Origin of the sequence: Enterovibrio coralii, from assembly GCF_001559595.1 — a bacterium.
Taxonomy (GTDB): Bacteria; Pseudomonadota; Gammaproteobacteria; order Enterobacterales; family Vibrionaceae; genus Enterovibrio; species Enterovibrio coralii.
In genome coordinates this window covers 97,314-122,870 of record NZ_LNTY01000032.1, presented here as the reverse complement: position 1 = coordinate 122,870, position 25,557 = coordinate 97,314, and the positions used below count along the sequence as shown (strand labels likewise).

24 protein-coding genes are annotated in these 25,557 nt (G+C 46.1%); 11 read left to right on the top strand and 13 right to left on the bottom strand.

From position 1 onward, the window contains the following. Positions 1-45 precede the first annotated feature (45 nt). The 3 genes from ATN88_RS10600 to ATN88_RS10590 all read left to right on the top strand — a co-directional run bounded on the left by ATN88_RS10600 (position 46) and on the right by ATN88_RS10590 (position 2,260). A complete protein-coding gene (locus ATN88_RS10600) occupies positions 46-747 on the top strand; it encodes a TSCPD domain-containing protein (protein ID WP_067415275.1) in 702 nt (233 codons plus the stop codon). 227 nt (positions 748-974) lie between these two features. Then, positions 975-1,565, top strand: coding sequence for an FMN-dependent NADH-azoreductase (locus tag ATN88_RS10595; protein ID WP_067415271.1), 591 nt, complete (start codon positions 975-977; stop codon positions 1,563-1,565). A 218-nt stretch (positions 1,566-1,783) separates the two neighbouring features. Further along, entirely contained in the window at positions 1,784-2,260 is a 477-nt protein-coding gene (locus ATN88_RS10590) for a hypothetical protein (RefSeq protein ID WP_067415267.1), read from the top strand. A gap of 233 nt (positions 2,261-2,493) precedes the next feature. Here the strand turns inward: ATN88_RS10590 and ATN88_RS10585 are convergent, their stop codons facing one another. Then, complete coding sequence (locus tag ATN88_RS10585) at positions 2,494-4,221, bottom strand: SgrR family transcriptional regulator (RefSeq protein WP_198158366.1); 1,728 nt, start codon at positions 4,219-4,221, stop codon at positions 2,494-2,496. A 183-nt stretch (positions 4,222-4,404) separates the two neighbouring features. Here ATN88_RS10585 and ATN88_RS10580 point away from each other — a divergent pair, with 183 nt between their 5' ends. Next, positions 4,405-5,799, top strand: coding sequence for a glycoside hydrolase family 1 protein (locus ATN88_RS10580; RefSeq protein WP_067415258.1), 1,395 nt, complete (start codon positions 4,405-4,407; stop codon positions 5,797-5,799). A 205-nt stretch (positions 5,800-6,004) separates the two neighbouring features. Here the strand turns inward: ATN88_RS10580 and ATN88_RS10575 are convergent, their stop codons facing one another. Both ATN88_RS10575 and ATN88_RS10570 read right to left on the bottom strand, forming a co-directional pair. After that, complete coding sequence (locus ATN88_RS10575) at positions 6,005-7,363, bottom strand: MipA/OmpV family protein (RefSeq protein ID WP_198158365.1); 1,359 nt, start codon at positions 7,361-7,363, stop codon at positions 6,005-6,007. 157 nt (positions 7,364-7,520) lie between these two features. Then, on the bottom strand, positions 7,521-8,156 hold the full coding sequence (locus ATN88_RS10570; RefSeq protein WP_067415253.1) for a 2OG-Fe dioxygenase family protein: 636 nt from the start codon (positions 8,154-8,156) through the stop codon (positions 7,521-7,523). Positions 8,157-8,480: 324 nt separating this feature from the next. On the opposite strand from ATN88_RS10570, the gene ATN88_RS10565 reads away from it, so the two are divergent. Further along, entirely contained in the window at positions 8,481-9,251 is a 771-nt protein-coding gene (locus ATN88_RS10565; protein ID WP_067415249.1) for a nucleotidyltransferase family protein, read from the top strand. Positions 9,252-9,266: 15 nt separating this feature from the next. Here the strand turns inward: ATN88_RS10565 and ATN88_RS10560 are convergent, their stop codons facing one another. The 8 genes from ATN88_RS10560 to ATN88_RS10525 all read right to left on the bottom strand — a co-directional run bounded on the left by ATN88_RS10560 (position 9,267) and on the right by ATN88_RS10525 (position 17,965). Next, positions 9,267-10,049: a class II glutamine amidotransferase gene (locus ATN88_RS10560; protein ID WP_067415244.1), complete on the bottom strand. Its 783-nt coding sequence runs from the start codon at positions 10,047-10,049 to the stop codon at positions 9,267-9,269. Between the two features lie 89 nt (positions 10,050-10,138). Beyond that, positions 10,139-11,329, bottom strand: a complete 1,191-nt coding sequence (locus ATN88_RS10555) for an NnrS family protein (RefSeq protein ID WP_067415241.1) — start codon at positions 11,327-11,329, stop codon at positions 10,139-10,141. A 95-nt stretch (positions 11,330-11,424) separates the two neighbouring features. Beyond that, positions 11,425-12,360, bottom strand: a complete 936-nt coding sequence (locus ATN88_RS10550) for an ABC transporter permease (protein ID WP_232313090.1) — start codon at positions 12,358-12,360, stop codon at positions 11,425-11,427. Next, entirely contained in the window at positions 12,357-13,325 is a 969-nt protein-coding gene (locus ATN88_RS10545; protein ID WP_067415234.1) for an ABC transporter permease, read from the bottom strand. Before ATN88_RS10545 ends, ATN88_RS10550 begins: the two co-directional genes overlap by 4 nt. Continuing rightward, the gene (locus ATN88_RS10540; protein WP_067415231.1) at positions 13,322-14,335 is read right to left on the bottom strand and encodes an ABC transporter ATP-binding protein; all 1,014 of its coding nucleotides are present in this window, start codon (positions 14,333-14,335) and stop codon (positions 13,322-13,324) included. The genes ATN88_RS10545 and ATN88_RS10540 overlap by 4 nt, the downstream gene beginning before the upstream one ends. After that, positions 14,336-15,286 (bottom strand): ABC transporter ATP-binding protein, encoded by a 951-nt coding sequence (locus ATN88_RS10535; protein ID WP_067415227.1) that lies wholly within the window; start codon positions 15,284-15,286, stop codon positions 14,336-14,338. Between the two features lie 84 nt (positions 15,287-15,370). After that, the gene (locus ATN88_RS10530; RefSeq protein ID WP_232313088.1) at positions 15,371-16,969 is read right to left on the bottom strand and encodes a peptide ABC transporter substrate-binding protein; all 1,599 of its coding nucleotides are present in this window, start codon (positions 16,967-16,969) and stop codon (positions 15,371-15,373) included. 156 nt (positions 16,970-17,125) lie between these two features. Continuing rightward, positions 17,126-17,965 (bottom strand): TauD/TfdA dioxygenase family protein, encoded by an 840-nt coding sequence (locus ATN88_RS10525; protein WP_067415224.1) that lies wholly within the window; start codon positions 17,963-17,965, stop codon positions 17,126-17,128. Between the two features lie 402 nt (positions 17,966-18,367). On the opposite strand from ATN88_RS10525, the gene ATN88_RS10520 reads away from it, so the two are divergent. From ATN88_RS10520 to ATN88_RS10510, 3 genes are read left to right on the top strand one after another with little or no spacing between them, the layout of a single operon-like run. Further along, entirely contained in the window at positions 18,368-19,570 is a 1,203-nt protein-coding gene (locus ATN88_RS10520; protein WP_157490700.1) for a GGDEF domain-containing protein, read from the top strand. After that, complete coding sequence (locus tag ATN88_RS10515; RefSeq protein WP_157490699.1) at positions 19,567-20,280, top strand: hypothetical protein; 714 nt, start codon at positions 19,567-19,569, stop codon at positions 20,278-20,280. Before ATN88_RS10520 ends, ATN88_RS10515 begins: the two co-directional genes overlap by 4 nt. Positions 20,281-20,294: 14 nt before the next feature. Further along, positions 20,295-21,641 carry an EAL domain-containing protein gene (locus ATN88_RS10510; protein WP_067415218.1) on the top strand — a complete coding sequence of 449 codons (1,347 nt, stop codon included), beginning with the start codon at positions 20,295-20,297 and terminating at the stop codon, positions 21,639-21,641. Between the two features lie 54 nt (positions 21,642-21,695). Here ATN88_RS10510 and ATN88_RS28260 read toward each other — a convergent pair whose 3' ends face one another. Further along, positions 21,696-22,388: a CatB-related O-acetyltransferase gene (locus tag ATN88_RS28260; protein ID WP_269748129.1), complete on the bottom strand. Its 693-nt coding sequence runs from the start codon at positions 22,386-22,388 to the stop codon at positions 21,696-21,698. Between the two features lie 284 nt (positions 22,389-22,672). On the opposite strand from ATN88_RS28260, the gene ATN88_RS10500 reads away from it, so the two are divergent. The 3 genes from ATN88_RS10500 to ATN88_RS10490 all read left to right on the top strand — a co-directional run bounded on the left by ATN88_RS10500 (position 22,673) and on the right by ATN88_RS10490 (position 24,207). Next, the gene (locus tag ATN88_RS10500; protein WP_067415215.1) at positions 22,673-22,930 is read left to right on the top strand and encodes a type B 50S ribosomal protein L31; all 258 of its coding nucleotides are present in this window, start codon (positions 22,673-22,675) and stop codon (positions 22,928-22,930) included. A gap of 3 nt (positions 22,931-22,933) precedes the next feature. After that, positions 22,934-23,077 (top strand): type B 50S ribosomal protein L36, encoded by a 144-nt coding sequence (ykgO, locus tag ATN88_RS10495; RefSeq protein WP_067415210.1) that lies wholly within the window; start codon positions 22,934-22,936, stop codon positions 23,075-23,077. A 248-nt stretch (positions 23,078-23,325) separates the two neighbouring features. Beyond that, positions 23,326-24,207 carry a hypothetical protein gene (locus ATN88_RS10490; protein WP_067415207.1) on the top strand — a complete coding sequence of 294 codons (882 nt, stop codon included), beginning with the start codon at positions 23,326-23,328 and terminating at the stop codon, positions 24,205-24,207. 89 nt (positions 24,208-24,296) lie between these two features. Here the strand turns inward: ATN88_RS10490 and ATN88_RS10485 are convergent, their stop codons facing one another. Further along, positions 24,297-25,130 carry an alpha/beta fold hydrolase gene (locus ATN88_RS10485; RefSeq protein ID WP_067415203.1) on the bottom strand — a complete coding sequence of 278 codons (834 nt, stop codon included), beginning with the start codon at positions 25,128-25,130 and terminating at the stop codon, positions 24,297-24,299. Between the last annotated feature and the right edge of the window lie 427 nt (positions 25,131-25,557).

Below are 25,557 nucleotides of genomic sequence, written 5' to 3'. Positions count from 1 at the left end.
GAAGGCCGCTGTCCGCGGTCTTCTGTGAAAAAGAAGTAAATCGTTATGACACGTAAAATTGAAAGCAAAATCGTTGCTTATAAAGTAAAGAGCAAAGACGCGGTTCAGGAAGCACCTGTTGCGCCAGTTGAGGAAGCACCACAACTGGAAACCATGCATGAAGAAATGCCACGTCCAGAAATGCTGTTGGGTACCACCTACAAGCTGAAAACGCCTGAGCACGTATCTGAACATTCACTGTTCATTACTATCAACGACGTTGTTTTGAACGAAGGTACTGACCACGAAGTGCGTCGTCCTTTTGAAATCTTCATCAACAGCAAGAGCCTTGAGCACTACCAGTGGATTGTTGCGCTGACCCGTATCATTTCAGCGGTATTCCGCAAAGGCGGCGATTGCACCTTCTTGGTTGAAGAGCTGCGTTCAGTGTTCGACCCGAAAGGCGGTTACTGGAACAAAGGCAAATACGTCCCTTCACTGATTGCAGAAATCGGTAACGTAATTGAACAACACCTGATGAAAATCGGCATGTTGAACAACCCAGAAATGGACGAGCACCAGAAGGCATTTTTGGAAGCGAAACGCGCTGAAAATGCAGTAAAAGAAGAGAAGAAAGAGGAAGAAGAACCAGTAAACACTGGCTTCCCACCAAGTGCGACGCTTTGCTACAAATGCCACAACAAAGCAGTGATCGTAAAAGATGGTTGCCAAACCTGTCTAAACTGCGGCGACTCTAAGTGCGGCTAATGCACAGCTCTTGAAGAAAAGGCTTCCTACGGGAAGCCTTTTTTATGTTCAGACTAAACAGCAAACACCAAGTGCTTTTCAGGTTTCTTGGGTAACTCGCTCGCAGAATTCACTCGTTCAAAAAATTCGAACAAGCAATGCGGTTTTTTCCGCTTTTTCACCACAGACCAATAACCTATAGTTCGTTTCAGAGACAAAGTGTCACTTATATTTTTCTGGAGCATCTAATGGCTAACGTACTGGTTCTGAAATCAAGCATCCTTGGCGACTACTCTTCTTCTTCCAAATTGATTGACGAAATGGTTAAGCAGTTTGGTAGCAACACGTCTGTGATTGAGCGCGACCTAGCAGCACACCCAATCCCTGTTTTAGATGGTGAATTGATGATGGGTATGCGCGGCGGAGACAATCTTTCTCCTCGCCAACAAGACGCTCTGGCACTTTCTGATCAACTGATCAACGAAATTCAGGCAAGTGATACGCTGGTTATCGCTGCACCTATGTACAACTTCAACATCCCTACTCAGTTGAAAAATTGGATTGACCTGATTGCACGTGCCGGTGTGACCTTCGCTTATACAGAGAAAGGTCCTCAAGGTCTGTTAACAGGTAAGAAAGCGGTTATCGTGACAACGCGAGGCGGTATGCACAAAGACATGCCAAGCGAACACATTACTGGTTACCTAACAACCGTCATGGGCTTCGTTGGTATTACTGACGTTCAGTTTGTATACGCAGAAGCACTGGCGATGGGCGACGAACCTGCACAAGCATCGATGGCGCAAGCGAGCAAAGAATTGGTCGCTCTCGTTTCATAATACGCATTCCATTGCATTTATTTCACTGCTTTCAAGGACTTCGAATGAAGTCCTTTTTTTCTTTAGTTCGATCCCCCTCTCACCCTGACTTTTCTTTCATTCCCTTTTCTTTGTAATTCCCGTCTTATGTTTGGCGTTGGGGGCAACCCCATATACTCAAACAACTTGAAGACGCTTGGGTATAGAACACGGATAAAAAAGTACATCTGGAGCAATAAGTGATTAAGCCCAACCCTTTTAAAGATGCAGACGCAGATCGCGCTGAAATATGGGACATGTTAGTCGCCAAAGACATACTCGCTTATACAAAAGCAGACTGGTCAATGGTTGAAAATGACTTTCTTGAAGACGAGTTTTTCGCCGTAAACGCAGGGTTCGATAACGACCCTGGGAAATGGAATTTAGCCTTCTCACGCTTTGAAAACTATCGCGATTCATGGCTAGAAGCGGCAAAGGCAAGTGTTGAAACCGAGTACGCCGAACCTCTGGAAGAAGCAGTACACAAGTTAACAACGCTAAAACAGATTGAGATTAAAGACGGAAAGGCAATCGCGCGTAAGCAATTCGATGGCACCATTCAGGTGGTAGGGAAAGAACCTGAAGTATTGAAATGGCAAACGCTTTACTACCTGAAGAAAACAGAAGCAGGTTGGAAAATTGTTGGCTTTACAGGTTACTTACCTTACACCAAATGAACCGTCCTGATAGCGATAACACTTATTAGGCAGAAAACGCCTGATGTACCTCATCAGGCGTTTTGTATTCCACACCACTATGTGGCGTCTTTGGTTGTAGATAGCGACAGAATCAGCGGCCATTTTCTCACCAGTATTTGTTACCACTATAGACAGGTAAACAAGGCTAGCCATATGATCACGCAGGACTCATTGAAATAACAAACGGCATCCAAAAAGCGAAATGCGCTACATCAATCATCCGTCCAGACATTTTTAAAATCAGGCCATGACCAGTCGGTCATAGATACCCCTTGTAAAACACCGAGCCATTTAAGCGTTTGTCGGTGATGAAACAAAGGTGCTATCCAGTTTTCATAGAGCATCGTAGTCGCCAATGACTCAAGTATTTTCAGGTAATCACCTGCTTCATATTGTCCACGAAGAACCGCCAGTTCCGCATTGATCCAGTGCTTTGCTTCATCAGGTAAGCCCTGATGTAAAATAGAATTTGAACAAAACCAGCGGAACATCGAGATCGGTAAATTGTCATCAGTGATAAGGCTAGCAATGACGAGACCTTCAGATAGCTCGTTTCGTTGTGCCCGTTCATGCAGCTCTGAGAATGAATACACGTTTACCCGACTTTCAACGCCCATCTGATTCAGCTTGTCGCTCAGTACTCTGGCACAATCAAGAATAACTAAATGATCATAGACGGCAATGTCAAGCTGGGCGGGAAGCGACGTTTCTTCGGCGGCTTGTGGTCGAACTTTCGTCCAGTCCGGAAGCAGGCTATGTGCCGGAATTGAAGCGAGTAACAATTCTGACAAACCCTCTTCCTGGAGAACAAGTTCAGGCGACAGAGTTTTGCTCAAGTACTTTCGTTGTGCGTGGGTAAGTGGTGTTTGACCATTATTCATATTAAAAACCAAATAGAGGCATCCGTTTTCTATCCGGGTTTGTGTACTCGCTGCTTCTGACGTATGACTTTCTATTATCTGGTGTGGGTTATCTGTGTTTGTACGACCAAACTGAATCCGCTCACTGGGGGTATGGTCGAATTGCCAGATAGTAACGCTGTCTGTCAGTGACCTTGTCGAAAAGTAATGATCAAAAGCTTGAAGGCGGACTCTTTTATCAGACTGCTCCACCATCCTGAACGGCCCGCATCCGTCGACGTTAATACCTGAAGCATTCCCTATCTGCCTCGCTGGCTGAATCGAATAACGCAGATCAGACAGCAACGCTGCAAAACCCTGGTCCGAAGTACTTAGTTCAAACGTTACACACTGATGAGATGCCGAGATATTTCTTACGTGTGCGAGTTCTTTTTCGTACTCAGGCAACACACATAGGTTGGTAAACAAATCACAGATCAACTCAGCATCAATGAGTGAGTTTGAGTGAAACCTCAACTGCGGGCGAATATAAAACCGCCACTTGGTAGCATCAGCACTCTGTTGCCAATGATGGGCTAACTGAGGCTTAACCACGCCATTTCTGTCGCAAGCTGTTAAGCACGCATAAACCTGCCTTACAAGAAAGCGTTCACTATTGCGCAGGGGTTTATGAGGCAATAACTGGCTAAAGATACGTTGATAGGTTAACTGAATATGAAGTTGACCTTCACGTATCAACGCGCCTGAGGTTTGCTGAAGTAAACTGCTGAACTGGTTTTGGTCTCCCTCTAACAACTCCAGTGCATTCTCGTAGTTCCCTTTTTCTATTAAAAGCCGTGCTCTTGAGGTCTGTATTTCGTTGGGTGAAAAATTGAGGTGTAAGATAGAACGTTGATTACGCCCAGATTTTGGTGTCCAGTTTAGCCATTCACGTTGCTGAAGTGATTGCAATAATGTCCGGCAGTGACGAGGCGTCGTGCAAAGAACTTCGGCAACCTCTCCCAGCGAAACCAATAGGTCTTGCTTAATACCGAGCACTATTAGCCGAGAGTAATGCTGAAAAGCTCTTTCATCTTTCAAAATAGGGCTCCGATTGCGCAATTAACTTCCCTATTTTACCAATCAGGCCTTTAACAAAGCAATTTACCTCCCTATCCAGCCAAACAAGGAACAAAAATTATTCAAATCTCGCTCTATTTTACTTCCCGTTATTGGCTAAGATAAGTGCCAGTAATTTAGCATAATGGTCAATGAGAGGTGTCCATGATTCAGTTTCCAAATGATTTTTTGTGGGGTGGCGCTATCGCTGCCAATCAGGTTGAAGGTTCTTATGATCGTGATGGCAAGGGACTTTCTACCTCCGATATGCTCCCTTCAGGTATCCTTAGCCCTCATCAAACCCGCGAAGAACGAACGCCGGGAATTAAGGATCTAGCCATAGACTTTTATCATCGCTATCCGGAAGACATTGTTCTGTTTAAAGAAATGGGCTTTAACTGTTTACGACTTTCACTGGCGTGGAGCCGTATCTTCCCAAACGGTGATGAGCTGGAGCCAAACGAAGCAGGACTTGCATTCTACGACAATATCTTTGATGAACTGGCGAAGCATGATATCCAACCCTTTGTCACCTTGTCTCACTACGAAATGCCTTATGCTCTAGTCGAAAATTACGGCGGCTGGGGTGACAGAAAGCTGATTGAGTTTTTTGAGCGCTATGTAACAACGGTATGTGAGCGCTACAAAGATAAGGTCAAGATGTGGCTGACCTTTAACGAGATCAACATGTCTCTGCATGCGCCCTTTACAGGTGTTGGTCTGCAGGAAGATGCGACTGAGCAGGAGATTTATCAGGCAATCCACCATCAGTTGGTCGCGAATGCCAAAGCCGTTAAAATTTGTCAACGTATTATTCCCGATGGAAAGATCGGTAATATGCTGCTCGGCGCTCTCAATTACCCGTTCACCTGCAACCCTGATGACGTTATTGCAGCCATGCAGGAAAACAATAAGTGGCTGTTCTTTGGTGATGTACAAACCCGAGGCAAATACCCTGGCTATATGCTTCGCTACTTCCGCGAGAATGGCATAAATATCAAGATGGAAAAGGGTGATCTTGAGAGTATCGCTAGCGCATCCGTCGATTTTGTCTCATTCAGCTACTACGCCAGTGGTTGCGCAAGTGCTGACCCAAAGCAAAAAGAGGTTGGCAATATTGTAGACAGCGTACCCAACCCTTATCTGGAAAAAAGTCAGTGGGGTTGGCTAATAGATCCTAAGGGACTTCGCATCCTGTTGAATTTCTTATACGACCGTTACCAAAAACCGCTGTTTATCGTTGAAAACGGGTTGGGAGCGAGAGACGAATTAGATGAGAATGGAGAGATACAGGATGACTATCGTATCGCTTATCTGAATGACCATTTAGTTCAAGCACGAGAAGCATTGGCGGATGGTGTGGAACTGATGGGGTTCACCAGTTGGGGACCCATCGATCTTGTCGCGAACTCTACGGCGGAACTGAGCAAGCGCTATGGATTTATCTATGTGGACCGTCATGATGATGGGACGGGTTCCTTAGCGCGCAAACGTAAAAAGAGTTTTCATTGGTATCAGGAAGTGATCAGAACGCAGGGCCGTTCGCTTCAAATGCGATAGCCAAATTTTTTTCCGCTTCTGAGTGTATTTTAACCATGAGAAATACATTGGAGTAAACGGCTTAGCTCTCACCCATTAGGGCGACTCGCTTGCATATCCATGATGCTACTGAATGCCAAGGTAGCCATCATTACTTTTCTAACTTGATTTTGTTTCAAACCTAATCATGCTGTGACTTACCTTCCGTAAGTTGTTTTGAGTAAGGCTAGAAGTCAAACTGAAGGTAGACAGTGTTGTAATTGCTTCCACCCTTTATTCGTCCAAATTGACTCGCCTTTTCAAAGATTGCTGAACGATGGTGAATGGAGTAACCCAGCCAAGCGCGATTCCATGAAGATTTACCAAACAGGTCGCCCAAGTTCACGTCCACAGACAAGTCGATATAGTTAAGCAAATGACTTGGCTCATAGCCTTTTTCATCAAGCTCCGTTTGTTCGACATAGGTGATGTGGTTGACGTAAGACAGACCCTCAGCAATACCAATTCGCCATTTCGTTGGCCAATCAATGGTGTAATACGCTTTGATGGCCATAACCAGCTCCGCACTTGAGGATTGCACCTCAGAAGACCAGTGCCACACCACCCCCGGCGTAAGATAAATATCTAACGGAATACCAAACAACTCATCCGTCAGCGGATGCCCGTAAAACACGGAGGTTAACTGGTTATTAAAAGGATCTTTTTCTATATCACCCGCAATGATTTCGCCAATGTTGGACGGCGTTGCCCAGCCATGAGCGAAGCGTAAATACGGTCTGGTTGAGATTTCTCTTCTACCCGTGCGTCGGTTGTCATTGAAAAAGCCAAAGCCGGCAAACAACTCCCCTTCCCAACTTTCGCTGATAGTTGGTGAGTGCCTAACATTAGAATCGAAATAGGTGGCATAGGCACCACCGAGCAGGTAGAGGTTGGAATACACGTGATAGCGGCCATTAAAGCCCGCTTTGAAATCCACACCCGCGCCTAGTCGAACACCTTCATCACGGTATTCTGAGAGGCCGTAGTAAAAACTGTTGAAGTCAGCGTCTTTGTATATCGCTGACACGGTGGCATTCAGATCAAAACTTTCGCCTTGAATGTTTTTACCCAAGGTAGCGACGCCATGAAAGCGATAATCTTTGTCAGACAAGACATCGAGGTCTGAATACCAACCATCACCCCACTGTCTTTTAAGCTGGAAACCGAAATCACCGGTATCTCCGCCAATTTCGTTTTGCACTTCACGAGGTAGATCGATGAAACGCATTCGTAGAATCGCATTTAAGCGCCACTCATCTTCTTCCCATAGGCGCAGGCCACCTTCTATGCCGTGAATAAAAAAGGCGTCATCTTCATAAAACATCATTGGGACGAAGCTCGAAACGTTTTGACTGCCGCCTTCCGTGTAAGGAATAGTGGCACTTCGCATCGTCGCTGCGATACCCCAGTTTTCACTGTGTTTCTTTCTGAGTACTTCAACACTGTTTTGAGCGTCTAGCTGCTCAGTACTTTCATTTTCGGCCACTGCGTACGGTGAAGACACACACGCAAAAATCAGCGAAGCAGCAAGCAAGTTCGCCTTCATGTTATTTTCCATTTGTAATCGTTATAGCTGGGAAGTTTTTCGGTATATCTGTGAGCATAGACGAAAGCTATGCCTTGAAAGACACATCTTTAAAAGTTAAGAAGCCATTTTTAAAAGTTAAGTAACCAGCGGCGGGAAAACCGCTGGCCAAATTTGCTTAATGTTCGCGCGCTGTTAACACAAAAAGGTCGATGTGTCCTTTCTGTCTGGGGTCTACCGCGCGTATTGGATTGGCATTATGCCAGACAGCGTGGTCATCCAACAGGGCAACCTCCCCTTCATTCATCGCCAGTGAGAAAAACGGCTTACCCGATTTATCTTTGTAAACAAGGATTTCTCCGCCTTCGACGTTATCGCGCCCTATCGCGGCAATCGCGATATGGTCGAAACCGTCTTGGTGAACACCTTCTGGCGATACAGGTGTAATGTCATCAAACGTGATGACACGCATCTGATGGATTTCAATGTCTTGATGATCCTCAAGCTCATTGTTGTCCTTAAACAATTGGCAAAGCTCATAAAGCCCTTCAGATTGAATGACAGAATCTGAGAGTTCTTCGAAATCCCTAACGACACCACCTTGGTGATGATTAATTGATTCTGTTTGCATGAAAGTGTGATGGGGCATTTGGCGAACGCTTCCGTCATGACAACGCACGATAGAGTAGCGTCTTAGCCGATATTGACCATCTGCATAAGGGGTGGTTGGCAGAGAGTCAAATGTCGGTTCTAGTTCCTTTACAGCCTGGTCGCTGATATGACAAAGCTGCATAAGGTAATCTGGATGGTACATGGTAAGTCCTCCATATTGGCCTTAAATCGGTGGCTTTTTGGTAAAAAGTACCGACTACAGTTATCACTATCAGTAAACGACACTCCTGCGAAATTCACAATCTTTAACAGTCTGTAAATTCAACTAACGAGCTTAAAACAATTCATTTCACCAATTCAATCCACATAAATAGAGAATTATTTTGATAATTTGATCCGTGCCATACCTCATTCAACCAGTTTGAGATATCTGACCCGAACCTAACGTATTCATTCAGCTAATATTCATCCAGCTTCAGTACTATGTACTCGTGGCACTCCCCAGACAAAACCATGAGGTAGCTAAATGGGAAGAATGTTTAAGGCGCTGATTATCGTACCTATCTTGGTAATCCGCATTCCTGCTCACGCAGAGCCTGTTGACGTTAAACCGTCCACAAACTGCCAGAGCATTTACTATCAGCAACCTGAAGCAACACACAAAGCTGCATTGAATGAGCTCATGAGCATCTCGTCTTTTCGGGCTCAACATTTGGAACAACCCTACACCGACTTAAACGAACTCTATGACGTCGCTTCAGCGGCGCAAAACGAACTCGAAGCACTTGCTTCCGACATTGCCACCCAAGTGAATGGCGAAATGTTGTCCCCAGGCATCAAAGGCCAACAACGCGCAGCAGAGAAAGTGGCTGGTGAGCTCAACGGCGATGCATCAAAACTCACCGATATCGTACGTGTCACCATCGAAACAGACTCTATCGCCGACTTGAACAGCGCGTTCGACAAATTGGCCTCTGCGACAAAAACCCAAGAAGTGATTAACCGCTTCCACACACCTCGTCCATCAGGCTATCGCGATGTTAAAGTGCTGGTTACGCTGCCTGAAACCAATTTAGTTGCGGAAGTACAGCTTCACCTCAAAGCAATTTCAGCGATTAAAAACGGTGAAGAACATGCGATCTACGAGAACATCCAACGCATTGAGCGTCTAGCGAAACTTGAGCAACGCGACCTCAGCCATTGGGAATTGAGTAAAATCGAAAAGCTAAGAACTGAATCAAGAGCACTTTATGATGCAGCGTGGCAGGACTATCATCCGCTTGCTAAAGCAGTTTAAGCTTTCAATGGGCGGCTAAGCCGCCCTTTCTTCAAGTGAAAAACGCGTAATCTCTACACTTTCCCCCACCAGCTCTACCAAGCTTTGGGATGGAATCGCCTGCCATCCTTCTCGTTCCATTTCATAAGGCTCTGACGCCAACACCACACCACTGTCTACCTGCTTGTAGAACATCGTCGGCGGCGGCCCATATGAGGCATAACGAAGACCCCAGAACTGCAAGCCGTTGCTAATACAAAGTGACGCTTTGAAAGGATCATTAACGCCTCGCGCTCTGATTTCAGCTTCGATATCAGAAAACACCCTTTTCAGCGCGTAACGAGGATTGGTTTCGAGACCATATTGCAGCAGCAGAAGAAAGATAAGCTCGCTATCGGTCGTGCCAGTCCTTTTCAAATAGAAACGCTCTTCTAACTGGCGTTCAAGATTAAAGCGAACGGATTCGAACTCAGGGATCTGGCCGTTATGCATAAACAGCCAGTTTTCAACATTGAATGGATGGCAATTTTCTCGCGAGGTATTGGTACCCGTTGAGGCACGAACATGCGCCATAAACCGATGCGACTTGGTGTGTTCGGCAATTGATCTTAGGTTAGCATCCGACCACGCAGGAAGGACTTCACGGTAGAGGGCTGGCGAGGTTTTTTCTCCATACCACGCCGCACCAAATCCATCCGCATTTACCGCTGTCACAGCCTTCGTCGCTTCCATGCTCTGCAACACTAAAGAGTGGTTTGGTTGAAGCAACATTTCTTCTAAAAAGCAGGGTTTACCTTGGTACGCTAACCACCGACACATTGACGCCTCCCTCATACACTTACTTACAGTATGAGGCAGAAAAACACTTTTACCGCATCGAGTTTGAATATTCGCTTTTTAGAGACATCCTAACCTGGATGACCATCAGCTCTGGCTTTAAACAGCATTGGGCCAAAGCGTAAGACAAACGCGCCAAAGGCGATTGTCCAACCCACGGCAGCTATCCCCACCCACCATTGCAGATAGCTAGGCCACATAATGGGCCCCAACACGCGAACAATCGTGGCTAAAACCAGCGCAATGAAAGCAAACGCAAAACTCGGCTGATGATAGATAGCCCGTCCAGTGTGACCTAATGTCACTCGTGAGATCATCGCAAGAACAACGCCACTGAGTACCCCCATCGCCAATAAGTGGATGAGTGTATGGGATATCCAAGCATGGCTAATAAAAATAGCCTTGAGTAACAATCCTGCGGGCAACGCCAAATAGAAAAGGTGTAAACTCCACACCAAGGGTTCTGACGCACTCTTTGTCCCTTTCCAGCGATAAAGACGAATCAACTGTACCGCCCCACCAATGCCCATTAAACCAGCGATTATCCAAGTGTCGATGAGTGGGTAGAAACTCAATACAGCCAAAAGCAAAAGAGGAAGATTCGCGCCGACTTCAAGCCATAACAGGGGATTAGCTGCGTCGAAACCGAAGCGTTTAGCCGTAAAGAATGGAATGACTCTCCCGCCCATGATGGAAATCAGCAACATAAACCACCACAACATCGCCTGCCAAAGTACACTGGCACTAAATGGCGGCAACCCTTTTACTGTCGCATAGCTGGCTAAGTTCGCGAACATCGCCACCAGCAGCATAGGAATGAAAAACAGGTTTCTCCAACGCTTCGCCGCAATCACGCGATATCCCACTTCCAAACCGACAACAAACAAAAATGCGGCGTCAACAAGCGCAATCACTGAAAGCGGCGCGCTTGTCCAAAACAGGATTCTTGGCACTATCCAAAGTCCAACGATAGCCGCTAAACGCAACCCAGAAGTGCCTTTCACCCCAGTCCAAGTTTGCACTGCAGTAAGCAAAAAGCCCGCAACCACAGCCATCGCGACGCCAAAAAGCATTTCATGGGCGTGCCACCACATAGCGGGGACTTGAAGAGGCAATCCGCTTTGTCCTCGCGTAAACATCCATGACCAAAGCGCGATCGACACAACCGCGTAGATGCTGGCGAGCAAAAATAGAGGTCGAAACCCAAGCCGTAAGATAGGAATGATTTTTTCTTCTTGCGCTCTGTCAACGATGTTTAGCATGGGTTACTCATAAGAAAACTTTAAACATGCATATATTTTACATGTTATTGAGTAATAAAAAAGCATCGTCTCAAATACATGAATTTAATGGTTATTTAGGAAATCGCTTTAGGATCCATCGCATCTTGCAAAGCATCGCCAAGGAAGTTAAACGCCATAACAGTGAGAAGAATGGCGAGTCCTGGATAAATGGCGAGCCCGGGAGATTGCCAAATGACTTCCTGTGCATTTTGCAGCATGTTCCCCCAAGAAGGCATAGGCGGTTGTATCCCAAGGCCAAGAAAAGACAACGCACTTTCAAGCAAAATTACCCCGCCGACAGCCATGGTTGTAGCAATGATCACTGGCGACAATACATTCGGAACAATATGTCTGCGGATAATACGCCAAGGCGAAGCACCGTAACCTATCGCCGCTTTCACATAGTCCCGCTCTCGGACTGAAAGCGTTCCTGAGCGCACTAATCTGGCGGTTGTCGGCCATCCAAACAAAGCCACGATCACAACAATACGAATAAGGCTGGCGTTCTCTCCTTGCACCCAAGACTGAGGTAATCCCAGTTTGCTCAAGTCGACCGCAGCCAACACGATCATCAAAGGTAACGTAGGCAATGAAAGCGTAAAATCGGCGATACGCATCAATATTGCGTCCAGTTTTCCACCGAAATAACCTGCACATACCCCAACGAGTGTCCCAATGATTGCCGTTGCTAATGCAGCAACCGTCCCCACGGCCAACGACACTTGCCCGCCATAGAGTAAGCGCAAGAAAACGTCTCTTCCTAACTCGTCAGCACCTAACCAGTGTTTGCTGCTTGAGTGTTCAAATCGTGCAAAGAAATCTACCGCAAAGGGGTCATGCCCAAACCACGACGTAATCAACGGTGCACTGATACAAAGCACCGCCAAAAGAGCGATAAAAACAGCACTGACCAATCCCGCTTTGTGACTGCAGAATCGCTGCCAAACGAGATAACTCGGAGAATAATGCTTTGTTTGCGTTTTTAACGGCGTGCTTGATAACTGACTCAAGATGAGGCTCCTTTCGTCAGACTGATCCGAGGGTCCAATTTGGCGTACGCAACGTCAGCAATGAAATTGCCTAGCAGAGCAGTGAAGGTAATCACCATCAACCCCAATAGCGCGAGGTTGTAGTCGTTCCCCATAATGGCATCAAAAATGAGTTTCCCCATTCCAGGCCAAGCAAAGACCGTTTCGGTGATCAAGGCGCCGGAAAGCAAAAAACCAATATCTAGCGCGATGATGGTTACTAGCGGGATCATCGCGTTTCTTAAAGCGTGTTTGAACAGCACTCGTGTTTTTGAAGCCCCTTTTGCTTGAGCTGTGCGAATATAGTCCTGACGAAGCACTTCCAGCATCGTGCCGCGAACAAAGCGAGAGTGGCTTGCAACACTCAACACAGTCAGCGAGGTCACAGGTAAAACAAGATGTTTGAGCTGAACTAAGAAATCGCCGCCTTCGGCCTCCCCCGTACCCCCAGCAGGAAACCAACCCAGCGTCACCGAAAACACCAAGATAAGCATTAAGGCCAACCAAAACGCAGGCGTCGAAAAGCCAATAAAGGCACTGAAACTAATGAAGTAATCCACCCAGCTTTTATGTTTAACAGCGGCAATAATCCCAACAGGTATAGCGATTAGCAAGGAAAGTACCGTCGCCAATCCCACCAGCTTCACCGTGTTCCAAACCGCGGGCAAGAGAACGTCTTCAGCAGGTTTATAATAAAGCCGCGAGTAGCCAAAATCTCCCTGCACCGCAGCGACCAACCAATGCCAATATCTCTCCATTATTGGCTTATCTAGCCCCTGAAGGGCTTTGAGACGAGCAACATCTTCTGATGTCATATTCGGGTCCGAAGTCGCCATGAGATCGATAGGATCGCCGGGCATCAACCCTATCAACGCATAAGAAACAAACGAGACCAGAAACAACACCAGAAGGCTTTGTAGTGCGCGACTCAAAAGAAACGGCATCATTCGGACACCTCCGAATACGCAGAGGCAGTAATCACACTTTCATCGGGATAGTGGCATGCTACGCGGTGAGTCTCGTTGTTGTTAAAGGCGTTCGAAACAGGCTCTATCGTTCGACATTTATCTGTGGCTTTATTGCACCGTGGATGGAATGCACAACCAGAGGGTGGATTGATGGGGCTTGGTACGTCACCTTGCAAAGCCAATCCGCGCTTTCGTTTGCCCGCCCCTAGCTTCGGCACGGCGGCCAATAAAGCCTGACTGTATGGATGTGCCGCGTGAGAGAAAAAGGAGGCTCGTGGTGCTTGTTCAACGACTTTACCCAGATACATGACGACAATGGTATCGGCAAGGTAATTAACCACAGCCATGTCATGACTGATAAATAAAATGGCAAGGTTTCGCGTTCGCTTTAGCTCAACAAAAAGGTTGAGAATTTGACTTTGAACCGACACGTCCAAAGCGGAAAGAGGTTCATCCGCAATAATCAGTTCTGGGTCTAAAACCAATGCGCGGGCAATACAAATACGTTGTCGTTGACCGCCTGAGAACTCATGGGGATAACGGTTGATAACGTCTTCACCCAGTCCAACGGCCTCAAGGGCTTCAAGCACCTTTTTGTGCCGCGTCTCCTTATTCCCAATATTGTGTGCGGCTAAAGGCTCTCCCACCAATTCACCAATGGGTAATCGTGGATTCATTGCCGAATATGGGTCTTGGAAGACTAACCCTAACTGACGACGCAAGTGCCTTAGTGCCTGACCGTGGAGGCCTTCCGTGGTCACCTCGTTAAAAATGACAGTACCTGAGGTCGGTGTTTCCAACAGCGAGGCGACTCTTCCCAAGGTTGATTTACCGCAGCCTGACTCACCCACCACCGCAACCGTCTCTCCTTGGTGTATTTCAAGGGAAACGCCATCCACGGCCTTCAATACATGAGAATTTGCACGCCACCAGCCCGCTTTTTTGATGGAGTAATGCTGACAGACGTTTTCCAATGCCAATATCGTCATTTATGCCTCCCCAATGTGGTGGCACGCTACGGCGTGATTGTTATCGACTAACGTTTCTTCAGGCTGTTCTGCTCGACATACATCTGACGTGCGATTGCAGCGATCTGCAAAGACACAGCCAACACCACGTTCATCCAGTGCGGGGACAGTGCCGGGTATAGCATAGAGTTCCTCATGCGATTCTCCCATTACAGGCAGGCTCGCAATCAAGCCTTGGGTATAAGGGTGCTTAGGGCTTGAAAACAGCACCTCCGGCGTTGCCCTTTCGACAATTCTCCCTGCATACATCACGATGACGCGATCCGCGATTTGAGATACAACCGCTAAGTTATGGCTGATGAACATAATGGCGGTATCCGTGTTTTCTCTGAGTTCTTCGAGTAAGTCGAGGACCTGAGCTTGCACGGTAACGTCGAGTGCCGTCGTAGGCTCATCCGCAATGATGAGGCTCGGTTCACAAGCAAGTGCCATGGCAATCATCACGCGTTGGCGCATACCACCTGATAGTTCGTGAGGAAACGCGTCAAAGCGTTTTGATGGGTCAGGAATATGAACCTTTTCTAGCATTTCCAGCGCGAGCACTTTCGCTGCGTTTTTGTCACACCTTCGGTGTAACTCAAACATCTCCGCAATCTGGTTGCCAATGGTCATCACAGGGTTCAACGCCGTCATGGGTTCTTGGAATATCATGGAGATGCCATCACCACGGATTTGCTGCCATTCGCGCTCGTTTAAGGCCAACACGTTTTGTCCGAGAAAGTCGATGTAACCAGAAACCCTCATCACCGAAGGCTGCAGGCCAATCACCGCCAACGAGGTCAGGCTTTTCCCACATCCTGATTCCCCCACCACACCCAGTATTTCGCCTTTGTCGACGTGAAAGGAGATGTCATTCACCGCACGGTGACCTTTAAACGCAACGGACAATGACTTCACATTAAGGAGCGTCATGCGTCTCTCCTTATTGGTCAGCGCGGTGCCATTCTTCAACCCAATGCGTAGACGGGAACATGTGCCCCGTTGGCGTAAGTCCTTTTAGCCAGAGCGGCAAAACAAAGCTGTCTGAGCGGAAATACAGCGGCAACGCAGGAAGGTCATCTGCGTAGATTTGCTGGATTTCAGCAAACAATTGCGTACGTTTGCCTTCATCGAGTGCACTTCAATGTCATCAAGTAATTGGTCCATTTTCGGGTTCTTGTATCCCGCGTAGTTCTGTCCACCCCAGTTATTTGCTTCGGTAGGCACATTCTCCGAATGAAGCGTGGTTTCTGGTGGGCTTTCCGGTGCTGAGTACCATGCAAAGAGTGCCAATCCCGTGTGCCTTCTCTCTTTCAATGTTTGACCAAAAAACACACGGGCAGGCTGATTATTGATGTTGATTTGAATGCCCATCTGCTTCCATTGAGATTGCAGTACCTGCTGAACCAATTCTCGCGTTTTGTTGCCAGCCGTCGACATCAACTCTAACTGCACCGCATTGCCCTTCTTATCCACCAGCTTGCCATTCTTAATCTCATACCCAGCTAGCTTGAATTGCTCTCTCGCTTTTTCAGGGCTGTATGCGTATTTCTCCACATCATCCGTGAACCCAATGTCTCTTGGGCTGGTATCGCTGTGCGCCAGTATCTGTTTGCCCTCAAAGAGTTTGTCTACGAGAAGCTGACGGTCAATGCTGTACAGCAGCCCTTTGCGGAAGGCTTTTTTGCTTAAATGCGGATTGTCGAGATTCACGTCGAGGTGTTCATACAAGAGCCCGGGCTCGTAATGAAATTGATATTTCCCCGCTAGCCTATCTTCCATTCGCAAGACTTGATCAAGAGTCAAACCGGATTCACCTGCAATCATATCGACGGAATTTGAAAGCAGGTGTGCTTCCAACGCTGCTGTATTCCCGACCGCTTTAAAGGTGATCTTGTCGAAGTGAGGAGCCTTGCCCTTCCAATGTGGGTTGACAGTGACGTTAATGAAACTGCCCGTTGAGAAGTTATCGAGGCGATAAGGACCGTTGTATAAACCCGGGGTTTCTGGCGCGGTAACGTAGCGCGTTTTCTTGTCGTAATTTTCCGGGTCAGCGCGGTAGATATCGCCTTCTATATGGTCTGGCATCGCGGAGGGGACTTGCGTGCGATAACTGAACACGCGTTTGTTGAGCAAGACTTTAAACGTTTGGTCATCAACAATATCGAGGCGTTCAATCGTTTGGTCTTCCTCGTAACCAGGGTTGCCCTTTACACGTTTGTCCGTTGATATTTGATATCCCAAAAGCACATCTTTGGTCGTGAGAGGAATGCCATCAGCCCAAAACAAATCGTTTTTGAGCTGAACAGTGAGTTCTATGCCTTCGCGTCCGTCATCCAACACGACTTTCTTTGCTAAGCCGTTCTCAAAGGTCGGCACTTCTTTGCAAAGATGGCAGTACGGCTGCCAGTCTTTGCCGTAAATCATCATGGGTCGCCAATACGTCGATTGCACATAACTGCCCGCGACGGAAGAATCCAAGACGGGATTTAAACCCGTTGGATACTGGCTAATACCAATTCGTAATGTTTCAGCATGAAGGGAAAAGGAAACGAGAAGGGTTAGGATGGCTGTGAAAGCTCGGCCAAATCGATGGCTAGATCGCGTGTTTGTCATACCTCTCTCCCTGAAAAAGTGACATCGTCACAAAAAGGCAACTCTCTGAATGCACACTTTAATCATAGCTAAGTTAGGTTGCGGTTCAGCGTAAACATCAGGGTTTGGTACGCATTTCTTATATCCAAGCAATTCGGTTTGTTCGTTTCATCCAAACTAGGACGTAAACAGGCGAGGTTGCGTCCCTTTCACAACGACTCGATGCAGCAATCGAGGAGTATCACCGTAGTCTGTCACCGCAAAGTGTTGAGTACACCGATTATCCCAAATTGCCACACTGCCCTCTTCCCACTTAAACCTCACTTGTAATGTTTCATCTCGGCAATGGGAGAACAAGGTTGCCAGCAAAGCCTCGCTTTCATCTGCGCTTTCACCTTCGACAAAGCGTGTGAACTGTTCATTGATGAACAAGGTAGGATTCCCCGTTTCTTCGTGTTCAGCAACGAGAGGATGAGAAACTGCATCAATATACTGAGAGATTTGGTCAACACGGCTCTCACCTGATTCGTCTTGATGGTCAAACCGACTTCCTGCAAAGCCATGAACAGCGTGCTTGGCCATTTGACCTCGGATGCGATGCTTTAATGGTGCAGGTAAAGAGTGGTAAACCGCTTCCATAGAAAGCCAAATCGTATCTCCCCCCGCATCCGGCAAGTACTGAGCTGCCAAAATTGAGCATTTAGGCGGAGCTGATTGCCATGTCATGTCCGTATGCCAAAAGCTTTTACCAGGTGGATTGCCACGCATGGTTTCAATTTTACTGACTTGGGGGTAGTCCTCGACATGCGGGAAAAATGGATGAGGGGCTTCCAATTCGCCAAATCGACGAGCCAACGATAAATGCTCGGCCGCTGTCAGCGTCTGACGTCGAAAGAAGATGACCTTATGTTTCAGGAAGGCCTGATAAATCAGATCGAAATCTTCATCAGAAAGCTGTGCCAGATCAACGTCTTCGACCAAGGCACCAATCGTAGTATTAATAGGAGTAATTCTCATCGACATCGCATCCCAGCGTCAATTTGGAGAAATATATAAACCGTTATTCAACCATTTTACTTTCAACCGACCCTCTTTACCGCACTCAAAAATTCCGCATTGATGCTTTGAAAGCCAGTATTGCTCATGGGTGCATCCATTTCCGTACACTTCACAGTCACATCAATCAAATTTTCTCATGGAGAACATGCAATTTATTCGTTGAAACTCAAAAGAAAAGGTATAGACTGCCCCTCCCTAAACAAGATCCAAGTCACAGTTTTTAGACACGACTAATTTATCAAACGGACATATTACGTAAATGAGCTTTCGCACAAAGGTAGAGAAACTAGACATCTTCTCTTTTTTGAAAGTCTGCATGCTCTCCTTATTGGTAGTTTCAACCTGCTACCAAGCTACAACATGTTCCACGCAGGTCGTCTCGCAGAAGAAGTTCAAAATAGCTTCACGCGCATGTACACGTCTATCCGCCGCTTTGGCTCTTACTACAACAACGCCCCGACACGCTTGCTTGAAAAAGGTATCCATCAGCAAGGTTCTGTCGGCGTTGTCGTCATTGCGGACGATACAAAAGTGAAATCTCTCAGCCAAGGCATTCAAAAGCTGAGCACGCACCTTAACACTTGTGCACCCAAGGATATTTGGACGGTTGCCGTTTTTGAGAACCCAAGTTACTACGCACACTTCAGCCCGCTTCGCCCAAGCTACGCGGATGTTTTCGACAAATACAAAGTCAATGACGTCATGTCACGTATTGTTGCGCGTGAACGCCTTGATCATACCTATCAAGAGTTTTATGGCTGCAATATTCGTGTCACTGAACCGTACACGGAGAAGCATTCTGGAGAGAGAATTCGGACGATCTACTTCCCAGTGCACAATAAACAGTCACTGGAAGCCCTTGTCGCTGTCGATATCAAAGACTCGTTCATCAATTCCATTATCCAGAAGTACAACGCCAAATATAAAACGGTATTGAATGGAGACAGCGAGCATAACGTGTATCACCAATCATCACGTCTGCCCTGCTCGGATGGCCAGTATTTTGCCGTCGGTATTCATTATATGGACACACTGAAAAAGTCCGTGTTTCCTGCGTTGATTATCGCCATTTTGGTTCAACTCACTCGCGCAGCAATTCGTCGCCACGAGCGTTCGATCAAACATGACGAAATGACAGGTTTTTACCGCCGAGATTTCTACGAGCCGAAACTGAAGCGCTTGCGTAATTTCTCGCTGTTGATCATCGATATCGACCACTTTAAGCAAATCAATGACTCATTCGGCCACAGAAAAGGTGACGAAGTGATTCGTGAAGGCGCGTCGTTGATTCAAAGTCTGATTCGCAGTGGTGATATTGCCATTCGCTGGGGCGGAGAAGAGTTTATCGTGCTGTTTAACAATATGAATCAGCACTATTTGCAAGAGAAAGCGGAATGCATTCGTGCCGCGTTTGCAGAGCAGAAAACAGCGGGATTGAACGTCACTGTTTCTATCGGTGGTGTTTTCAGCACCGATTCGACGTTTGCCAAATGCTACAAAGCCGCCGATACCGCTTTGTACGAATCTAAACACCGTGGAAGAAATCGAGCAACCATTGCATGAAGTACTACCTGTCGATACCACAACCTACGTTTTTGCACAGAGCATGCTATGTCATGCTCGCTTTTGTGCTGACGGTATTGAGCACTGAACTCGCCAGCTTATCTGTTGGCGAGGCCTCCACGTTTCAATTGCTGTCAGTAACGGCAGGGACCTTTGTCGCTCTCACTTATCTTTATGGTAAAACGGGCATCTGCGGCGTGTTTGTTGGACTCACCTTCTACTACAGCTTTATCAACATCAAACCCAGCGGCATTGGATATCTTTACACACTCATAATTTCTGCATTGTTAATGCTTTCTTTGCGTGTCATCGAACGTATTAAAAATCATCAACACGCCACCAAATTTATCTTTGGCTACTTCGTATTTTGTTTGCCCGGGATCACCACGCTTGCGTTGTCGATCCTTGCACCCAATGAGTTGAACCGTACCCTCGCCCTTCACCTCTATTTGACAGATTCCATCGGCATATTGATCACGGCTCCCATCATTGCGCTGGCGATTCTCAGCGTACAGCGCATTCGTAGCCCGAAATCATTAAAGAAATTGCTGATGTCTTTGCTGCCAGCGCACATGCTTTGCAAACTGGCGCTCGTTGCCACTTTGGTGTTGGTACTGGAAAGATTGGGACAGGAACATGTAGACAGCTACCTCTACTACATGATGCTTGCGCCATTGGTCATTCTCGCGGTTCTAACTTTTCAGAACTGACGCAGATTTTTTTGATGATCATTGGCTTTCATCTGTTGATTCATAGCCATGACATCGCTGACCTGCGCGACTTAAACAATCAACTGGCGTTGTTCTTAAACTTCTCGCTGATCATTTACATCATGCTGGATTACAAATCCTCGTTGAGAAAGGAAATCCAAGACAACACACAACGCCTGTATTTTGATAAGCAAAGCAATTTTGGTTCATACCAAAAGTTAGAGGCAGAAACCGAAGATGCGAGAGATTTCATCGTCGCCGCGATCGATCTGTCTCCGGCATTTAAATACCCAGCAGACAAGCGAGATAACATACTTCGCCATATTTCAGCGTTCTTTCAGAAAGAAACGAGCTTGTATGACCAATGCTTCATTTTGTATGACGTGTCATCCCTGATCATCTCGTCGGAGAGCAATGAGCGCGCCATCTCGAAGTTGGCGGAGATTCCACACCGTTTAAACGCGGCAATGAAAGAGAAATACATCAACTTCAGTGCAGACCGTATTTTTTACTGTCAGTGCTCGAAAGGTATTCGTATCAGACATGCAGTGACACGTTTGAACACAAACATGCGACTGGCCGAGAAGAATGCAAACTCGACATTGATCAACTGTGACAACACAGATTACGAGCGTTATATCTTGATGCTGGAAGAACTCAGTGATGACAACATCAATATCCTGAGGCAAAACTATTTGGATTGCGAAGACCCAGAAAAGCAGCGGTTCGAACTGCTCTCTCGCTTCACGTTGAATAATGAAGTGCTGAACACCGCGCGTGTGTTTCACTGCGCGCAAAAGCTGGGGCACATGGAGAACTTGGAGAAAAAAATTCTCTTCAAGCAACTTCAGTACATCAGTAGCTTGAATGTAAACACCTACGAAACCGCGTCTATCAACCTAACGCCAGATTACCTGTGTAATTCGAGTGCAATGCGAACCTTGCTTGCCTTCGTGAAGCATCAACATATTGCGACGCACAAAATCTGCATTGAAGTTGTCGAATCAGGTGAAATTGAAGACCAACAGTTGTTAGTGACGAACCTGAATCAATTGAAAAACGCGGGATTTAAAGTCGCACTGGACGATTTTGGTGCCGGGCACTCAACGTTTAATCAATTACTCTCTATGCCTATCGATATCGTCAAAATTGATGGCGCACTGGTTCGCGACTGTGACAAAGACTTTGTAAAACAGCAGATCATTGAAAACCTGCGCACGATTACGAATGTCTCGAACATCAAAGTGGTCGCGGAGTGTGTTGAAACTGAGGACGAACAGCGGTTCCTTGAATCAAAAGGTATTGACTACCTACAAGGATATTTGGTGCACAAGCCAACCTTGGTTAGCGTTTTTGATTAACTTCAACTCTAAATCGTTAAAAAGCTGGTCTAAAAAGCCAGCTTTTTAAAATTTTCAGAACACAAAAGGCTCAGGGGAAAATGTTCTTATTTTTCCACTTTTTACAGCCCCTTCAATGTACTCGATAAACGATTCTACTCCCTCTTCAACATTGAGCCCCTCAAAATCCATATGCGAATACTGCCACCAGGCCAACTTTAATAACTTATCAATAACATCTTTTTTGAAGCGATAGCGGATAATTCTTGCAGGAACACCGCCGACTATTGCATATGGTGGAACATCTTTCGTTACTACTGAGTGCGCGGCTATAACTGCACCGTTATTGATTGTTACTCCTCGCTTAATCGTTACATCTGCACCGATCCAAACATCATTTTTAATTTTTATTGCACGTGAGTTGGACTCAAATGGCAGTATACAAGGTGAGCTAATGCCGAATGTAGGATCATAGCTAATGTTTGAAGTCGTAAATCTATCCAAAGGATGCTGATAGCCCAGTACTTTGACACCTTCTGCTATCGAACAATAGCGCCCAACCTCCGTATCAATCGGTAATTCTGAATTAGAGTACGAAAATGCCCCCATTTTCCATATATTGCGAGACTTATCCGAGAACCTGGAGAAAGGCTCCAATTCTACGGGCTCTTTACTCATTCTAAGACGTTTGTACATAGGTTGTTCAACGCAAATCATTTTCTTAGCTAATGCTCTTTTGGTAGAAAAACCAACGATCTTCTTCCGCACAAACAGCAACCTTATAAACAGCAACAAAGTGAGTATTATCAGGATCATCGTAACATGTGCAACCTCAAGAACTCGCTAGTTTGCTTCATTGCTTAAGAAAAGCATGAACCATAAAAAAAACTTTACAAAACCACAATTATTTCTTTTATAACAAAGGCTTACATCTAAGATCGGTCTGTAAATTTTTATGCACAGCACAACCCAACAAACGACAGTGTTGCAAATAATTATCATTACCGCGAATTAGGTGCTATGTTATAACATCACTAAATGGAGATAGAAATATGAAACAAGGTATTCACCCAGAATACAGAACAGTGGCTTTTCACGACACAGGTGCCAATGAGTACATTCTTGTCGGTTCTACAGTGAACACGAGCAGAACCGTTGAGATTGATGGAAAGACGTACCCGTACGTCACATTAGATGTCTCGTCACACTCTCACCCTTTTTACACTGGCAAGCAAAAAGTCACTAAACAAGACGGACGTGTGGCGCGCTTTAACCAGCGTTTTGGCAGCAAAGATTTGAAGGCGAGATAATTCATGCAAGTACTGAGTTCACTAAAAAGCGCAAAGAAACTCAGTAAAGACTGCCAAATTGTCAAAAGACGCGGCCGAATTTACGTTATCTGTAAATCAAACCCTCGCTTTAAAGCGGTGCAGGGGAAAGTGAAAAAGAAGAAGTGACATCATCATTTCTCCTTCCAAAACGGGCTGAGTACCAGCGTACGCAGCCCTCACCATGCAATAACTGTTGGCATTCCAATCCGCTCACATTCCCCCTTACCTCCTCTTCCAACAGTGCTGATAACCCTCTGCCAACATTGAGATTGATCAAAGGTTTATTGACCTTCATCTAAAAGCCATCTTATTGATTCCCTTCTCTATTAACATTGTGATATTTAGCAGTAGTCAAAGCTCTTATGGGAAGAAACATGTCATCGCTGCGCGCACTAGAACCGATTGTCATTGATGAAGAGAATATCGCGAGGATTAACGACAAACTTAGACATTTGAATGAAGAGATATCCGTCTCTATGTCGTTTGTTCGTCGCGCCAATGGCATGTCTTATGAGCAGCTGAACGAGCGAATGACAGGCATTAAGTTTTCGACACTGAAACGCTATTTCCAGCAAAGTTATACGGCCATGAAGCCACTGCATTTCCTTGCAGCCCTTTCATGGGTGCTTATGGTGCCAATGACATCGTTTTATCATGGACTGAGAATCAAAGAGCACTATCGCGGTATGGATGATAAAGCGGTGGAAGCCTTGTTGTCTGTCGGGCGGATACCGAGCTTTCAATTTGAAACAGCATTGGATCTCATTGCCAGTTTCATGGCACCAGAGCAGCAACGAGAATTCCGAGCATTTAGAGAAAAACTCCAAGACGACGGTGTGTCGAAAGGCTACAACGACCTCATGCCTCCGGAGAAATTGGACATTAACTTGTTCGCCATTGATTACTACCGTTCCATTGCCATCACAATGAAACGTTTCAGAACAAAGCATAAGCTCTCGCACAACACGATGGCGCACGTTCTAGGGATGTCACAATACCAGTACAGTGCGCTGGAAGACGAACGTCGAACCGTACAGTTCCCCGTATCTTTGGGCGTGAGAGCGAAGCTTGGCTTCATGCAAAGTTCTCACGTGGAATTCACCAGCGAAATGACGCATTTCCCTGAGTTTCACCGCCTGAGACAAACCCAACACCTCAGAGACATGCTCATCGTAGAGGCAATGCGTTTGCTTGCAGAAAAACAAAAAGCTCCCGTCGCCAACATCTTGAAGGAAATTTCAGCACTTTGTCTTTGATTTCAACTCACATAAAAAAGGCAACCGCCCCTACCGGAGTCGGTTGCCTCATACACAGATATGTTTAGTCCACTATTGTGTTTAGAACCTTACGCTGTCATTTGGTGTTCAGATAACACACATGCTCGCGCCCTTTCAATCATGGTTTCCGCAACAATTTCAGGGTGCTGAAGATGAATGAAGTGATCGGCATTCTTGATGGTTCTGAACTGACTAAACGGTAAGCTGTTTGAAAAACGTCTCGCTTCTTCCAGCGTAACGTATGGGTCAGCCTCGCCCACCAGCACCGTTGTCGGCGTAAGGATTCCCGACAAGTCTTTTGGCGAGTAAACAAACAAGCGCACCGTGTTCTCAAAGAACATTTCAATTCTGTCTCTTTGCAATTTGGAGATGCCCTTTTCTGTCGCTTTAATGATTGCTGTGTTGCGCGGAATTTCAGGGTCTACAACAGTGAGAGACTTAGTGAACATTGAAGCAAACTCAGCTGTGCTTTGCTGCAGTGCTGCACCCAAGATGTTCTTCGTGGCAGGTCTACCCGATACCGGTACGCCAGGAACGCCACAACACACCGAGAGCGACATGACTTCCGGCCAGATTTTACAGAGCTCTACCGCCACAGCCGTTGCATAGCTGAACACGATAAGGTGAACCGAGGTCAGCTTCTTGTGTTTGATGAACTCCAACAGCATTTCTGACTGCTCTCGAATGCTGAATCGAGAATCCAGAACGCTGGTTTGTCCGGTTCCTGGCAACTCCAAAGAATAGCAATTCAGGTAATTGGAGAAGTACTTCGAGTACCTTTCTACAGACTCAATATCTTGTAGAGCACCAAACATGAAAATAACGGTTTGATCGGTATTTTCATTTGGGTGAAAGCTAAAGCGGTAAGTGTTTTCGTTTAATACAATTTTCTCAGTTTTCATGGTTTATCTCCTTTGTTGGGGAGATAGAAATGTAAAGGTGGGAATATCTACGAGTAAATTGATTTTCTGTTAGTTAACGAAAACAACAGTGTTGGCTGAACGCACGTAGGCACTAATCCTTACATCAGTCCCTATACCATCAAATAATTGTTATCTATGGATTTATATGAACAAGCTCAACGAGATGATACTTTCGCGTCTGTTCTGAAGCATTCCATTGCGTCTGCTAAGCCTTCATTAATATTTGCGACTGGATTAGCATTAATGAGCACTTCAACAATTAAAAATAAAGCACAAAATTTGTTCTATAGATAATTTCGAATCAATAGTTAACATCTATATTTATAATTTAGAACAGCTCATTAATTAATATATCCAACACTACTTTTAAACGTGTACAAAAACACATCAGTCGTCGCGCTGTTTA

Coding starts and splice junctions, on each gene's coding strand:
- ATN88_RS10600 (WP_067415275.1), top strand. CDS start 46: ATGACACGTAAAATTGAAAGCAAAATCGTTGCTTATAAAGTAAAGAGC.
- ATN88_RS10595 (WP_067415271.1), top strand. CDS start 975: ATGGCTAACGTACTGGTTCTGAAATCAAGCATCCTTGGCGACTACTCT.
- ATN88_RS10580 (WP_067415258.1), top strand. CDS start 4,405: ATGATTCAGTTTCCAAATGATTTTTTGTGGGGTGGCGCTATCGCTGCC.
- ATN88_RS10575 (WP_198158365.1), bottom strand. CDS start 7,363: ATGAAGGCGAACTTGCTTGCTGCTTCGCTGATTTTTGCGTGTGTGTCT.
- ATN88_RS10570 (WP_067415253.1), bottom strand. CDS start 8,156: ATGTACCATCCAGATTACCTTATGCAGCTTTGTCATATCAGCGACCAG.
- ATN88_RS10565 (WP_067415249.1), top strand. CDS start 8,481: ATGGGAAGAATGTTTAAGGCGCTGATTATCGTACCTATCTTGGTAATC.
- ATN88_RS10560 (WP_067415244.1), bottom strand. CDS start 10,049: ATGTGTCGGTGGTTAGCGTACCAAGGTAAACCCTGCTTTTTAGAAGAA.
- ATN88_RS10555 (WP_067415241.1), bottom strand. CDS start 11,329: ATGCTAAACATCGTTGACAGAGCGCAAGAAGAAAAAATCATTCCTATC.
- ATN88_RS10545 (WP_067415234.1), bottom strand. CDS start 13,325: ATGATGCCGTTTCTTTTGAGTCGCGCACTACAAAGCCTTCTGGTGTTG.
- ATN88_RS10540 (WP_067415231.1), bottom strand. CDS start 14,335: ATGACGATATTGGCATTGGAAAACGTCTGTCAGCATTACTCCATCAAA.
- ATN88_RS10535 (WP_067415227.1), bottom strand. CDS start 15,286: ATGACGCTCCTTAATGTGAAGTCATTGTCCGTTGCGTTTAAAGGTCAC.
- ATN88_RS10530 (WP_232313088.1), bottom strand. CDS start 16,969: ATGACAAACACGCGATCTAGCCATCGATTTGGCCGAGCTTTCACAGCC.
- ATN88_RS10525 (WP_067415224.1), bottom strand. CDS start 17,965: ATGAGAATTACTCCTATTAATACTACGATTGGTGCCTTGGTCGAAGAC.
- ATN88_RS10520 (WP_157490700.1), top strand. CDS start 18,368: ATGTTCCACGCAGGTCGTCTCGCAGAAGAAGTTCAAAATAGCTTCACG.
- ATN88_RS10515 (WP_157490699.1), top strand. CDS start 19,567: ATGAAGTACTACCTGTCGATACCACAACCTACGTTTTTGCACAGAGCA.
- ATN88_RS10510 (WP_067415218.1), top strand. CDS start 20,295: ATGATCATTGGCTTTCATCTGTTGATTCATAGCCATGACATCGCTGAC.
- ATN88_RS10500 (WP_067415215.1), top strand. CDS start 22,673: ATGAAACAAGGTATTCACCCAGAATACAGAACAGTGGCTTTTCACGAC.
- ykgO (WP_067415210.1), top strand. CDS start 22,934: ATGCAAGTACTGAGTTCACTAAAAAGCGCAAAGAAACTCAGTAAAGAC.
- ATN88_RS10490 (WP_067415207.1), top strand. CDS start 23,326: ATGTCATCGCTGCGCGCACTAGAACCGATTGTCATTGATGAAGAGAAT.
- ATN88_RS10485 (WP_067415203.1), bottom strand. CDS start 25,130: ATGAAAACTGAGAAAATTGTATTAAACGAAAACACTTACCGCTTTAGC.